Source organism: Neorhizobium descurainiae (genome assembly GCF_051400715.1).
GTDB lineage: Bacteria > Pseudomonadota > Alphaproteobacteria > Rhizobiales > Rhizobiaceae > Neorhizobium.
The window spans coordinates 238405-251735 of sequence record NZ_JBLFFK010000003.1 but is presented as its reverse complement, the minus strand read 5'-3'; the positions used below and the strand labels follow the sequence as shown (position 1 = coordinate 251735).

The following is a 13331-nucleotide window of genomic DNA, read 5'->3' as shown; positions in this document are numbered from 1 at the left end:
AGATGGCGCGAGTGACGGGGCTCGAACCCGCGACCTCCGGCGTGACAGGCCGGCACTCTAACCGACTGAGCTACACCCGCGCATGATGCCGGCTTGCGGCAGCCGCTCCCTTGCGCATGAGCGCCAAGCAGCGGATCGTTCGAGGAGAGAGATGGCGCGAGTGACGGGGCTCGAACCCGCGACCTCCGGCGTGACAGGCCGGCACTCTAACCGACTGAGCTACACCCGCGCATTACTCGTGAGGCGCGAAGCCTCGCGGCCGGCGGCCTCGACCGCCCGGTTGAGCGGCTAACTAAGAGGTTCGGGTTCGGGTGTCAAGCAGGTTTCAAGACAAAAGGATGACGGCTCACTGCTTTGCCCTCCCCGGCCGCCGCAGAGCCACGGCTTTCCCAAAAATTTCAAAAAAACATCATGAAAGCTCTTGCGGTTTTTCCGCGATCCGCATAGATCACGGCCACCGATGCGGCGGGGCTTAAGTCTCGCATCCGCGAAAGGGCGATTAGCTCAGTTGGTAGAGCGCCTCGTTTACACCGAGGATGTCGGGAGTTCGAGTCTCTCATCGCCCACCATTCCCCTCCTTCAAAAACTATTGAAACGTCGCAGTGCCGAACTGCTGCGCGGTGTTGCCCGGGCTTTTCCGAGTAAATGGCCTGATCGTCTCCCACGCGTGAGCGACGACAAATGCCTTTGCGGCTGCCGGTGTCGTTATTGTCTTGCAGCAAACAGACGATAAAGTGCCATGGAAACCGCATTTATTTTCCTCGCAGCCACATCCGCCCGACGCCCGCAAAGGTAGATCATGCGCTTCCGACTCCCCGAACTCGGCCGCCGACCGCCGCCGATCGTCTATGTGCTGTCCGCCCTCGCGATGGCTGGGCCAGCCGCGGCAGACGCAATCCATATCTTCTGGGCCAGCGATCCGGTGAAACCGGGACAGACCGTCCAGGTCAGCGGAATGGGACTGGCCGCGGTCGGGAAGGTGGAAGTCACGGGACTGAATGACGAGGCGGAGGAGCAAACAGACCGCGGGCCGGAACCGGAACAGGCCGAGGTGCTGGCGAAATCCGACAGCAGCCTCTCCTTCCTTCTGCCCGGAAAATTGGCGGCAGGCGTTTTCTCGGTCACGCTTCGAACCGGAAATACGACTTCGAGCTTCCAGTTGAACGCCCCCGACATCTACTGGATGCAGGGCGACAGAGGACCGGCTGCAACTCCCGGCGGCTGGCTGCGGCTCTCGGGACGCAACATGGCCGTAACCGAAAAGGCGGCGGTTAAGTTGATTGCAGCGGATGAAAAGGAAACCAGCCTCAACGCCGCCGGCCCGGACACATGGTCGGCATCCTTTCCAATCCCGGAGGATATGCCGACCGGCTCCTACCGGGTCATGCTGTGGAACGGAACGGGCGACGTCTCCGCTTGGCGGGATGCCGGCACGGTCGAGATAGAGCCCAGGTCTCAAACGGAACGGCCGGTGATGGAGCTCTTCAGCAACCAGCCGGACAGCGCCGATCACGACGATACGGCGCGGATCAACGCCGCCATGAACGCCTTGCACAAGCGGGGCGGCGGTACGCTGCTGCTGCATTACGGCATCTATCGGCTGGCGGGAACGCTCGACGTTCCAGACGGCGTCGTCCTCAAGGGCGAGTCGAGCGATCTCGTGACGCTGATATGGAAGGATACGGAAAACCCTCCCGATGCGCTGATCGAAGGGGTGCGCGACTTTTCCGTGGAGGACATGACGATCAATGCGGTCCGCCATTTCAACATCATCAAAGGCGGCTTCGATGCCGTGTCGGGGAGCGTGGCCGGCCGGAACATCGCTGTAAGAAGAGTGATCATCCGGGCATCTTCCTTCCTCGGCCGAGTAACGGACGAAGACGCGGCCAAGCGGCTGCAGGCCATGCGGGATCATCGTCGGTCAGGCGTGGTTGGACTTCTGCTTGCAGGCAGGAACATCGTCGTCGAGGATTGCGACGTGCTTTCCTCGATGCGCCCCTTCGTCCTCGTGAGGCCAGCAGGCGCGCGACTCGCCGGCAACACATTCCGCACCGGCCGCCGCGGCTGGTACGGCATCTCGGGGCCGGACGGTGTTCTGTTCGAAAACAATCGGATCATCGGGGCGGACTTCCAGGCCTCCGGCGGCGGAATCAATACTCTCGAAGACTATGTCTCCGCCCGCAACGTGCTTATCCGCAACAACCGGTTCGAGACCATGTATGGCAACGATCGCGAGGCCATGACCTCCGATGGCCCCGGTGGCTATTATAGCGGCCCCCTGACCGCGGTGCTCGGCCGATCGGTGCGGATAGACCCTGCCGGCCTTGGCGTGCTCCAAGACAGGAACTGGGAGAGGGCGGGCCTGTTCGTGGTGAAAGGGCCGGGGCTGGGGCTTGTGGCGAGAATTGTCAAAAGAACCGGCGACGTCCTCGATCTGGACCGGGATATCTCCGGACTGGCGGAGGGCGCTTCCATCGTTTCGGTCGTGCCGATGCAAGAAAACCATCTGATCATCGGCAATCATTTTCAAGACGTCGGCCAGGTACAAGTTTACGGCGTGGGTTACAAGCATGTCTTTGCCGGGAATACCGCGTTGAGGAGTGCCGGCTTCGGCGCAACATCACTCTATTACAAACATCTGCAGCCGAATTTCTACGTCCAGTTCCTGGGCAACGACGTCACCGGGCCAGCCTTTCAGCATGCGGCCCGCATCGACATTGCCGGTCGGCAGTTCAAGGACAACGACACCTTTCTCGCCTTCGGGACGGTCATCCGCCAGAACCGGCTGCACGCCGCCGCGACGATCCGCGTGGATGGCCGCTCGGCAATCGCACCGGCCATCCGGAACGTCCTGATCGAGCAGAACGAAATCGCACGCACCGATATCGGTATCGAGATCGGACAAGGCGTGGACGAACTGATCCTCCGAGACAATGTCATGAGCGATGTGCGGATATCCATAAAACAGCCGATCCGCAAACCGGATCAAGTGGTTGGCGGACCGTAAGATTTGTGTGGCTCAGGCCGATCCGCGGATTTCTCCTGATATTTCATCCCCCTCCCCGAACCTGTTCTTACAATCGGAGGCAGACACCCGGTCATTTTACCGGCCGGATACACCTGAAGGAGCAGGACTGGATATGCAGACTTCAACAATGCCGGCAGCGAGCCGACGAGACTATCGCGATGGAATCGCCGCCGCGCACAATCTGACATTTGCAGAGCGACGGTTTGCCGGCATTATAGAAGCCTCTGCGATCGGGAGGTCCTGATGCTCGATCTCAGTCTTTCGGTCGCAGGCCTGCCCGCTCTCGCTAAAGGTAGTGAGAAAAGCCTTCTTTCGCTGTTCGCCAATGGCGAGAGCGGATTCCTGATCTACCCCTTGGACGATCTTTCAAGGTTATTTCAGGATAGCGCAGCCACCACGTCGGTAACGGCCGACAATGATCCGGTAGGATATGCCGGAGACAGCAGCGGCAACGCCTGCAATGCCACCCAAGCCACATCATCATTGCGGCCCCTCTGGCGAGCGAATGGCGGAAAGCCCTATCTCCAGCCGGATGCCGGCGACGACCGGCTCTTGACGACCTTCATCCCAACCGCCGCGCTCACCCTGGCATTCGCGGGTCGCCTCTCCGGCATCAATCAAATCGTTCTTGGAGGCGGCATCAGTCCCGCGAACAATCGCGCGGTATTGGGGACATCGGGCACAGGTAATGTCGCACGCGTAGGTTGGGGAGCATCGGCGGAAGCCCTCGTCGGCGTGACCAACATCACCAACAGCGACCATGTCGTGGTCATGACCGGTAACGCAGACGCCATCGAACTCTATGTCGACGGCATCCGCGAAGCCAATGGTATACCGAGCGGCACACCAGCTGGTACAACTTCGCCTGTCGCGCTCTGCGCTTACAACAATGGCAACAGTCAGTCACTTTTCGCCGGCGGGCGCCAATATGCATTCCTTGGCCTCAACCGCCGTGTCACTTTCGCGGAAGTCACTCTTATCACCAACAAATTCCGGGGTGCATACGAATGAATACATATTACAGCGGGTTGGACGCATAGAGCCATTCCCTAGCCTTAGCTAGAGGGCCAAACCGGTGAGCCGCGCCAGAACCGTACGCTTCTCCTCGGACGTGGCGAGCGCCCGGATCGTCCGGTCGAACTCCAATACCTTGGCGCCCACGAGGAAACGGTACCAGTAGCCTTGCAGGAAATGATAAATCAGCCCTTCACGACCATCCAGGAATCCCAGCTGAATGACATAGCGGAACAGGAAATAACCAAGCGTGGAAAGAGGAAACGAAATCCTGTTGTAGATGCGTTCCTTGATGAACCGCTTGGCGGAAGCCTGCAGCGAAGAGCCGTCGCTCGTCAGCCGCACATCCTCGGCAAACAGGCCGTAGCGTCGGTTGAGAACGTCGACAGCCTCGCGCGTCGCATATTTGTTGTGCTTTTCGGTGAAAAAGCCGAGGTCGTTGAGATTGTGATCGGAGAAAGGCGCGTCGAACAGCACCGTGCGCCCACCCCACACGATGACATGCTCGTCCATCCAGCGGTCCTCGATGCGCCCCTGTCCTTTACGCCAGATGCGGGTGAGAATCAGCGGATAGCGCCCCCCATGGCGAATCCAGCGCCCAAGGAAAATATGCTTGCGCTTTAGATTGACGCCGACGATGTCGGGTCCCAGCCCCGGAAACTTTTCGACGATCTCTCGCGCCAGTTCCGGCTCAATCACTTCGTCGGCATCCAGCCGCATCACCCAGTCCGCAGTGATCGGCGCGTTGTCGAGACCCCATTGGAATTGTTTGGAATAGTTGGTCCAAGGATTGCTGAGCACCACGGCACCGAGGGAACGGGCGATCTCCACGGTTCGATCAGTCGAGAAGGAATCGACGACGAAAACTTCGGACGCGAAGGAGGATACGCTCTCGATCGCCCGGCCGATATGGCGCTCTTCATTATAGGTGAGGATAAGGACAGCAACCATTCGTCACAATTCACATCATCTATATGTTGCGTTTCTAGGAACAATTCTTCCATTGAAAATACCGCATGACCTCTCGCCCAGCATTACAAGTCCCTCCTGCGCCTGGTGGTGGCGCGGGCAGGATTGCCGGCCACGACAGTAAAAGGTTCGACATCCCGCGTTACCACGGAGCAAGCCCCGACGAGAGCATAGCGTCCGACCGTAATCCCCGGCATGACAAAAGCACGTGCACCGATGAAGGCGTCCTCCTCCACCGTGATCTTCGCCGTGACGAGGCGAAGGGACGGACCGTCGAAATCATGGGTACCGGTGCAAATGTAGGCTTCCTGCCCCACAGTGGCCCGATCTCCGATTTCGATCTCGCCAAGACTATAAAGGTTGCTGCGGTCTCCCAGCGTGGCACGGTGATGCAAGGTCACGTGCCAGGGGATCTGGATCCGGGCGCGCTGATGCACGAACGGACGTCCCTTGATCTTGGCGCCGAAGGCACGCAGGACCAATAATCGCCAGCGGTTTGCCGGCTTGGGAGTCCAGGCGCAGAAAAGCAGCCAGCAATATTCCCAGGCCAGCATCGCGACGCGCATTCTAAACGACCAGGGACTATCGTTGGGCGCCTTCTGATGGTCGAACTGCTTAACCTGCGCCATGTCCTGCCAATCTCTGAAAATCCATCAACATCGCCTCGGCAATTCTGGCAGGCGTAAATCTTCGAGCAGTTTCCATGGCCGCGAGCCCCAGCCGTTCGCGCAAGGCGGCATCCTGCATCAATCGCTCAAGGGCGGATGCGAGGTTGGCATCGGCATCATGGCGATGATCGAAGACCAGACCGTTTTCCTCCGATTGCACAAAATCCTGGAAGCATTTCAAAGCGGAAAGGATAGGAGCACATCCGCAGGCCATCGCCTCGACCGGTGCGACGCCGAATGCCTCTCCCTTCTCCGCGATCGAAGGATAGACGAAGATATCCGCTTTCCTTAGATGCGAGATAATATCCTTGCCATCGTAGATCGGCCCGACGAAGCGAATGCGATCTCCCACGCCCGCTGCCAGCGCCTTCAACTCCGCGAGATAATCGTCGCCGTCGCCGCCCCGCGAGATTTCCCAAGGGCCGATCAGAGCGAGCCGCCAATCGGGAAAACGAGGGGCGAGAACCGCAAAGGCCTTGATCAGGATATCGATGCCCTTCTCTCGGCTGATGCGTCCCAGATAAGCGATCTCCCGCTCTCTCGGACCTCGCTCAGCCTCGATCGCCTGGGCAAAATCATGGCTGATGGCGTTGTTGACCACATGGACCTTCGGGGCAATGCTGGGCGATTGTTCGATGATGGCATCGGCGATGTAGCGGGATGCGGCATGCAGGCGAGCCGCACGCCTATAAAGCGCCATCTGCCCCTTCGGGTAACGACCGACGCTGACAGCAATCTTTCCGGCCTTCCGGAGAGGCAGAATGAGCGGAGCGCTGACGCTGTTGGTGACGGTCACGTCGGCCTTCGGCATGTGGAAGCCGACGAGGATGCTATAGAGCGCGTCCATCAGCCGGTATTTAAGACCGGGTTTCGGCGGATCAAAGGAAGGAACCCGAATGTGGTTGACTCCATCCTTGGTCTCCCGGTTCGGAAAACCGGAAAATCGTCGCGAAATCATCGTCACGTCATGCCCCGCCTTGGCATATTCCAGGGCCATGGCATATTGGCGCTTCTCGACGGCCAGTCCCCTCACCGGCGGAATGGGATAGAACGGCCCCACGACGATATTGATCTTCATGCTCTCTCCTGAGAGGGCATTAGCCGCCCCTCGTACAACATACGATCGTAGCGCTCGATTGCGCCGTCGGAGAACCGTCGTTTGATAACCCGAGCCGGATTGCCAGCAACGATGCTGTACGGTTCAACATTCTTCGTGACGATCGCACCCGCTGCAATAACCGATCCCTTACCAACGGTGATGCCCGCCTTGATTGTGGCACCATGTCCCACCCAGACATCCGCTTCGAAGATGGTGATGTTCTGCATCCACCTAAACGCCAGACGCATGGGGGTCTGCTCGTCATCGAAACCATGGTCATTTCCAACAATGGTTACAGACGTCGAGATCATAGCCAGATCTCCTAAACTAATAGGCCCAGCGGAATAGAAACCTTTGCCTATGTAAGCAAAGCTGCCGATCCTACTCCCGGGAGGGATCCTGGTTACGATAGAAGACTGAAATCCTTCCCCAATTTCCGCCAATCGCCATCGAGTGGCAACGCAATAATTCAAAGCCTTTCGAACAGTTGACTTTATCCTACCGTCCACGGTCTTTTTACAAAGAGCCAATATTTCCGGCCGAACAGACATAGGCTTCGGCACTTCTGGCAATGCTCCCCTTCTTTTCATCTTACGGAGCATATAATTGCGATACCGCTTGATCTATAAGACGCCTCTGATTTTGAGGTGTCCAATGCTCCTTAATTTCGGCCATGCATGCGTCCCTCACCAGATTCCTGTCGGTTGATCGACTTAGCCACTCCTGAATCTTATCAGCCAGATCCAAGTAGTTCCCACGCTCAAAAAAAGCTCCTGTAACATTAGGAATAATTGCTTCGGCCTCTGGCATCTGAAAATCCATATCGCCGTGTGTAATTGCTGGCGTTCCATAAGTTAGGCTATGGATTACGGTCAAACCAATCTTTCCAGGAGACACCGTCAGGTCTGAAAAATATATCAATTTCCCTAACACTTCCTCATCGTAACACGCGCCAAAAAAATGAACATCAAGCAACAGTTCTTTGGCCAGAGCCTCTAAATCTGCGCGCTCAGGCCCATCTCCCACCAAAAGAATATTAAGTGGGCGGTTACGCCGTTTCAGTTCAGCAGCAGCTTCGAAAAGCAAATCAAAACGGCAACTCCTTATTAATCTTGAAGTACAAATAACTAGCGGACGCTTTTTTTCTTCAAAAAAATTTTGAGGTTTTCCCGTGTTGCCATTTTTATTCATAGATATACGATTCAATATCTTTTTTGAATTATTAAAGTCCAGACTATTGTATATTACAGCGACATTTTTTTCCGAAAATCCCCCTGCAGCAGCAATTGATTTAGCACGCTCGCCATATACCAAGACCTTATTGGAGAGCCGGAAATAAATATTTCTGATCCTGGCCTTTATCGGCGGCTCAGGCCTGCGCCAGCCATGACTCCAGAACAGCACCCTTTTTCCTAAAATTCTTCCAATACACGCTATTATCCAGCTAGCCGGCATGTTTGGATTCCCCAACACTATGAATACTTTTAAATTACTTCTGAAAAAAATTTTCCAATATCCGCTCAAAAGCCAAACCGGCCCCAAGCGGCGAAATGAGAGTCTATTTATTTCTACTATTTCATCACCTGTAAACGGCTTTATTCCTGAAATTTCTTCAACATCGCCCCAAAACTCATAATTATGCTCCCCATTTATTTTTAATTCTCTCAGTATAGGAGCCCTATAATGGGGATAGTGGTGATAGATAATACAAACATTAATGCCCACTGAAGTTCATCCTTCGTATCCTGGGACCACTTTTAACGATCCTGGCCGCCAGCAGAGCCTGGATCGGAATACGCGATAATCGAAACACGAATTGGAATGCAAAAAGGGCTACCAGCCCAATGAAGGCGGATGACATGTCGAAGCGCCAAAGCGCAAAACCGATGAAAAAGCTCGCGCCGTTTACAAACGACCACCTACGCCCCAGAGTCCTGAATATCCAGGAGAGAAGGTACAACATCGAAAGCAACGCAAGCGGCCAAAAGTAGAGGAAATTGCCATACGCTTCACCAAAGAGAGTTGAATTTAGCGCAAGGCCCGGGACACCCTGAAGGCTCGTTCCGACATCGACACCGAAGACTCCGGGCTTATTAGGCCACAAGGTCGAGGGGATGAAAACCGTAAGCGGCCGCACAATGAACGTGGATCCATATAGCACAGGGAAGTATTCTCCCGTATGCTTTACCAACCAATCAAAGACAATAATATTTTCCGAATCAAAGATCGCATTGGTAGAGCGTCCGTCGCTATAACTACTGACGCTCCTTGCAGTTTCAAAGGCATTCATAAAGCCTGAAATGGAATAACCATCCATCAGCGCGAGCCCACGGATTGCCGTCCACAGGCTACTAAAATAACTGATAAACGGAAGCAGAGGCAGAGACACTAACAAAATCTGTAAAAAATGCTTCCTGAACATCAGCAAGATCACTATTGCAAAATAGGCGAAAGTAATCCTATTAAATGTAATTAGAATATCTACCAAGCACACGGAAAAACCAAATGTAATAACTGTAAATTTTGTAACTTTCCCGTTTGACCAAAAATTGTATAAAATCCCAAAAATAGCTCCCCGGTAAACATTTGCGAAGTTGCCAATTATAATCAATAGAGGATTACTCCGTAGACTAGCCTCCAGATTACCTTGCCAATGCCCACCACCAGCGCGGCCCGAATAGAAAAATGTAAAAACTGCGCACATTATGTACAAAAAAAGTAATACTAAAATCAGGCCGACGCCGCCGTCTGCTTTTTTCTTATAGCCTCCCTTCGACAGGCGAGAAGCTAAGATATGAAAAAGAAGAACTACACCCGCACCGAGCGCAAGGTTTAATGATGTTCGCCAATCAGCGACGGGTTCATAGGGACCCGCCCGCATTTCTGCGCTGGCTATGTCTCCATAAATCAAAGTCAGCGTAATAGGGGCAATCAGAAAGAAGCCCATTCCTACCAGTATGCCATCATGGAATTGAATGTTCCTGTAATTGATGGAACGGAACCTCGCGATAGTTCCCATCATTAACAGAACATACAAGCAGAGCAGCAAACCTTCCATTTCATCGCCTCTCCGATCTGAGCAGCATCAACGTCCCAGATTGTCTTTCCTTGAAACCATCTGCCCGTAAGCCGGATTGAACGGCGTCCTTCTGAGGGCGAACAGTGCTCCCGTCACGCAGAAGGCCTCGCAGGCGACCGTGGCGAGGGCCACGCCCGTAAGTTCTCCGACCGAGGCGCCGATATAGACCAGGATGACGGTGAGCGGCGCGGACAGGACCATGATCTTCGAGAAGTCACCGTGGGAATTGGTGGCCAGAAGCATGTTCGAAACCAGGTACCATCCTCCATGAAGAACCATGGAAACAGCCATCGCGGCCACGAAGATCCTGTCGGGCTGGATAATCCCTCGCGTCCACGCGCTGACGATCCTGTCGCCGAAGAATCCGAAAGCAATTCCGGCCGGGACCAGGACAAAAACCGCGAGTGCACAGTTCAACAGAACAAGCTGCGAGATCTTTCTCTTGTCGTCCCTTGCCAGGGTATGGGCGATTTCCGGCATCGTCGCCCTGTTGACGATGCCCACGAACTGGATGGCGATGCGGCTGAGGGTTCGGACAGGCGTAAAGATCGCCGCAGCGCCGGGAGAAATGACTGCTCCCACCAGGACGACCGTGCCCTGCAGCGTGAAGGACAACGAGACCGGAATGGCCATTCCGCTGACCGCCGGCTTGAACAGCCGCTTCAATTCGGTCCAGGAGACAGCTTCAATGTTGTAACTAAGCCATGGCAGGCGCCGCCTCAGGAGCGCATAAAGCAGCAGCATGTTCAGCAAACGGCCGACAATCATCGTCGATATGGCGGCGGCGAATCCGCCGTGCAACGTGACGACCAGCAAGGTCACGAGCCCTTCGCACAATACCAATGTATCGTAGCTCACGGTTCCGGCCGCATACATTCCATTTGCCCGGAAACCTGCCAGATTTACGCGCGACAGCAGGGTCAACGACGAATAGAAGGCAAGCATATGCAGATATAGCTGGTAATCCCTCACCCAGCCGATATCGACAAGCACCGCAATCCAGACAGCTGCGGCAACAACCATGTTCACAATGATCGCGAAGGCGATAAACAACGCGAAAACGGAGCTGAATATCTCGATGATCGCCTGCTTCTCACCCCTTGCCGACTTCATCGTCATGTCGCTGGTGGCCGCCTGGACAAAACCCAAATCGGTCAGCGCAAGATAAGTCGGTATGGTGGTCAGCATCAGCCAGGTGCCGTAGACTTCAGGCCCCCAGGCAGAGGCAAGTACCGGGACGCTGACGAGTTGCACGAAAGCGCTGATCCCTATCCCGATGGCGTTGGCAACGCTGCTGCGAAAAATATTGGCGACGATCGTCATCGGTTGGAAGCTTCGAATAACTCGCCAAGGGCTTTGGGCTTCGACAATGTCTGCGCAAGCGCAATGCCTGCTTGAAATGCTTCCGTTTTTCTGTCCGGCAAAGACCGGATTGCGACGCACAAGGCCTCCGCTTCACCGGGAGGAACACGCAGGACGCAATCACCCAGAAATCCTGCGAGCTCCGTCCCCTCATCCGCCGTCACCAGGATCGGCCTGCCGCTTGCCAGCATGCCGCCGAGCTTGGACGGCAGGACTAGATCGGCAGCCCCCCTCTCCTGCGGCAGGACATGCAGATCCGGCATGTTCAGAAACTCGTTCAGCCGCGCATAGGGCTGGAACGGGAGGAAGCGGACGTTCTTCAGATGGCCGTAGCGCGTCAGGAGATCCGTCTTGAGAGGCCCCTCGCCGGCAATCACGAAATGAATATGCGCCTCGTCCTTCAGGCGCTCGGCGGCCTCAAGCAGGACGCTCAATCCCTGCTTGGCGCCGATATTGCCGGAATAGAGCACGACGAAATCGCCGCCCGAAAAGCCCAGTTCCGCCCGATAGGGGCTTACCTCTTCCAGCGGATAGATGTGCGAGAGATCCACCCAGTTCCGGATCACCGAAACCTTGTTCTCGGAAATCCCCTTCTCAAGCAGCTTCTCGGCCATGCGATTGGAAATGGTGATGACCTTGTCGAAACCGCGAAGCGTCGAGCGCTCGAAGGCGTAACCGAGCTTCTTGACCCAGGCTCTCGCGCCGAGATGGCCGACGGCGAAGGCCGCATCCACCTCAAGGTCCTGCACATGCAGCACGGTCTGTGCTCCGACGAGCCTTGCCGCAAGCTGGGCGACGGGCGCGGCGAAAAGGGTCGGCTCGACGCAGAACACGGTCTCCGGGCGGCGGCGGAGGATCTGCCAGAATATGACGGGAGCGGAGCTCAGCGCAAAGGAGAGCGGCGCCACAAGCCGCCAGATGCCCTTCATCCTCTGCCGCAGAACCAGCGGCGCGCGGATGATGCCGACTCCGTTTTCTCTCGACGAGGAATACCGGTTCCCGTAACCGGGTTGAACCCTCCAGTCGCCGAAGAATCCTTTGTATTGGAACGAAATCTGACTATTCTACCCGTATATTCGTGAGCCAAGACGAGCGCATGGTTCAGCTTCCTTAAAAGAAGGAAATCGGGCTCTCCGGCGGCGACAATAACGGTTTGCATTACCGATTGACCAGGATTTTCCCATCGAAGACCGCCGGATCTTCAGCCGATACGGCAATGCAACCTCCCAAGCCACGCGGCTTCGGAGTGCTGTTCCTGCTGATATGCCTGGTCGTCGCGGCTCTTCTGGCGACCGTCCTGTTCGCCAACGAAGGGCGAAACATTCTGGCTTTGGCGAAGGCGTTCAACATCGATCTGCGGTTCGGGCGGACGCCGGAACCGGCGGCGGAGCCTGCCGACGACACGACGGGGCCGGCCGCGAATACGGGATGGCCGTGGCGCCCTCTTCCTCCGGCGGAAGGGCTTTCCTTGCAGCCCAACCTGGCGCCCACCCAGATCTGCAATTCCATAGCGGAAGACGGCCAGGAGACACCTTCTCTCGTGACCCGGGAAAACGGCGGCTGGGAGTGCTCGAGCCTGAGGGAATATGCCGCCCCGGAAGGCCAATCCTCGTTGTTCGTGCAGATAAGGGGCATGCGGGACGGCACGTTTTCCGGCTTCCGCATCAAGTTCAATCTCGGCGCCGGCGGCATGACCGCCGAACTCGGCGACCAGGCATCCCGCCTGGTGGCGGCCGGCATCAGGCCCCTGGCGGTCAGCGCAGATATGGAGGCGGCACTGAAGCAGAAACTGATGTCGCAGACTGATTTTTACTTCCTGCTGGGTTATTATCCGATCGCCTTCAAACGGGAAATCAGCGAGGCAACCCGCTTCAACATGATTGCGGCCAACCGGCCCGCTCCGCCGACCGAACTGTCGCAGAGGCCGGTTGCGACAACCGCCAGGGCAGACGCAGATCGGAACATGCGTATCGGCAAAGGTTCGCGACTCCCGGCCCCCACGCTGCAGGTCCCTTAGAGGGTCGAAGTTTTCCAATGGGTAAGCCGCGCATGAGGTTGTCAATGGTCCCTTAGGCAGCCATTTCTCATTGTCGGCACGATTCTCATACAAGG

11 protein-coding genes and 3 tRNA genes are annotated in these 13331 nt (G+C 56.3%); 4 read left to right on the top strand and 10 right to left on the bottom strand.

The genetic code is table 11. The features are described from left to right. Window positions 1-3 precede the first annotated feature (3 nt). Window positions 4-80, bottom strand: a tRNA-Asp gene (locus ACMGE0_RS07880). A 72-nt stretch (window positions 81-152) separates the two neighbouring features. Beyond that, window positions 153-229 (bottom strand) — tRNA-Asp (locus ACMGE0_RS07875). Between the two features lie 264 nt (window positions 230-493). Between ACMGE0_RS07875 and ACMGE0_RS07870 the strand changes: the two genes are divergently transcribed. From ACMGE0_RS07870 to ACMGE0_RS07860, 3 genes are all read left to right on the top strand, one after another. Then, window positions 494-569: transfer RNA gene (locus ACMGE0_RS07870), tRNA-Val, on the top strand. A 230-nt stretch (window positions 570-799) separates the two neighbouring features. Next, a complete protein-coding gene (locus ACMGE0_RS07865) occupies window positions 800-3007 on the top strand; it encodes a right-handed parallel beta-helix repeat-containing protein (protein WP_436815313.1) in 2208 nt (735 codons plus the stop codon). A gap of 264 nt (window positions 3008-3271) precedes the next feature. Next, entirely contained in the window at window positions 3272-4039 is a 768-nt protein-coding gene (locus tag ACMGE0_RS07860) for a hypothetical protein (protein WP_436815312.1), read from the top strand. Window positions 4040-4087: 48 nt separating this feature from the next. On the opposite strand, the gene ACMGE0_RS07855 is transcribed toward ACMGE0_RS07860, so the two are convergent. The 8 genes from ACMGE0_RS07855 to ACMGE0_RS07820 form a co-directional block, all read right to left on the bottom strand. Further along, a complete protein-coding gene (locus ACMGE0_RS07855) occupies window positions 4088-4993 on the bottom strand; it encodes a glycosyltransferase family 2 protein (RefSeq protein ID WP_436815311.1) in 906 nt (301 codons plus the stop codon). A gap of 83 nt (window positions 4994-5076) precedes the next feature. Continuing rightward, window positions 5077-5640 carry a DapH/DapD/GlmU-related protein gene (locus tag ACMGE0_RS07850; protein WP_436815310.1) on the bottom strand — a complete coding sequence of 188 codons (564 nt, stop codon included), beginning with the start codon at window positions 5638-5640 and terminating at the stop codon, window positions 5077-5079. Further along, window positions 5627-6757, bottom strand: a complete 1131-nt coding sequence (locus tag ACMGE0_RS07845; RefSeq protein ID WP_436815309.1) for a glycosyltransferase family 4 protein — start codon at window positions 6755-6757, stop codon at window positions 5627-5629. Before ACMGE0_RS07845 ends, ACMGE0_RS07850 begins: the two co-directional genes overlap by 14 nt. Further along, complete coding sequence (locus tag ACMGE0_RS07840; protein WP_436815308.1) at window positions 6754-7089, bottom strand: DapH/DapD/GlmU-related protein; 336 nt, start codon at window positions 7087-7089, stop codon at window positions 6754-6756. The genes ACMGE0_RS07845 and ACMGE0_RS07840 overlap by 4 nt, the downstream gene beginning before the upstream one ends. A 280-nt stretch (window positions 7090-7369) precedes the next feature. Further along, window positions 7370-8503: a glycosyltransferase gene (locus ACMGE0_RS07835; protein ID WP_436815307.1), complete on the bottom strand. Its 1134-nt coding sequence runs from the start codon at window positions 8501-8503 to the stop codon at window positions 7370-7372. After that, window positions 8493-9836 (bottom strand): hypothetical protein, encoded by a 1344-nt coding sequence (locus ACMGE0_RS07830; RefSeq protein WP_436815306.1) that lies wholly within the window; start codon window positions 9834-9836, stop codon window positions 8493-8495. Before ACMGE0_RS07830 ends, ACMGE0_RS07835 begins: the two co-directional genes overlap by 11 nt. A 27-nt stretch (window positions 9837-9863) precedes the next feature. Beyond that, window positions 9864-11180: a lipopolysaccharide biosynthesis protein gene (locus ACMGE0_RS07825; RefSeq protein WP_436815305.1), complete on the bottom strand. Its 1317-nt coding sequence runs from the start codon at window positions 11178-11180 to the stop codon at window positions 9864-9866. Continuing rightward, window positions 11177-12274, bottom strand: a complete 1098-nt coding sequence (locus ACMGE0_RS07820; RefSeq protein ID WP_436815510.1) for a WcaI family glycosyltransferase — start codon at window positions 12272-12274, stop codon at window positions 11177-11179. Before ACMGE0_RS07820 ends, ACMGE0_RS07825 begins: the two co-directional genes overlap by 4 nt. 161 nt (window positions 12275-12435) lie before the next feature. Here ACMGE0_RS07820 and ACMGE0_RS07815 point away from each other — a divergent pair, with 161 nt between their 5' ends. Next, window positions 12436-13236, top strand: a complete 801-nt coding sequence (locus ACMGE0_RS07815) for a DUF6030 family protein (RefSeq protein ID WP_436815304.1) — start codon at window positions 12436-12438, stop codon at window positions 13234-13236. Window positions 13237-13331 lie beyond the last annotated feature (95 nt).